At 77.5% G+C, this 374-nt stretch carries 1 pseudogene; it reads right to left on the bottom strand.

What is annotated here, in order from left to right:
- Positions 1–314, bottom strand: a pseudogene (locus tag ACFFNX_RS52240) (glycogen debranching N-terminal domain-containing protein); the annotation flags it as partial.
- Between the last annotated feature and the right edge of the window lie 60 nt (positions 315–374).

Here is a 374-nt window from a genome sequence, read left to right as displayed (position 1 = left end):
CCGGCGGCGTCGCCGGTGAGCGTCCGCAGTCCCCAGCCGGAGTCCAGTTCCCCGAGCCGCCGCGCGACGCGCGCCTCCTCCCCGCGGTCGAGCAGGCCGGTGCCGAGCAGGTGGCCGGCGTTGGAGGCCAGGCCGTCGACCGGTGCGCCCGTCCCGTCGAGGGCGATCGCCGGGTAGCCCTCCTCCAGCCAGAACCGGGCCCGGAACCGGGCGGCCAGTCCCCGCGCCCAGCGCCGGTGCCGCTCTCCGTCGCGGCCGTACGCCTCGAGCAGGTCCGCGCCGAGCACGGCCGCCTGGTAGGCGTACGCCTGCACCTCCGACAGGGCGATCGGCGGGGTCGCGGATGTGCCGTCCAGGTGCTGGATGCCGTCGCT

The organism is Actinoallomurus acaciae, assembly GCF_042429965.1.
In the GTDB taxonomy this organism is placed as follows: Bacteria; Actinomycetota; Actinomycetes; order Streptosporangiales; family Streptosporangiaceae; genus Actinoallomurus; species Actinoallomurus acaciae.
The sequence above is the reverse complement of the archived record's forward strand: the minus strand, read 5'-3'. Positions and strand labels throughout refer to the sequence as shown.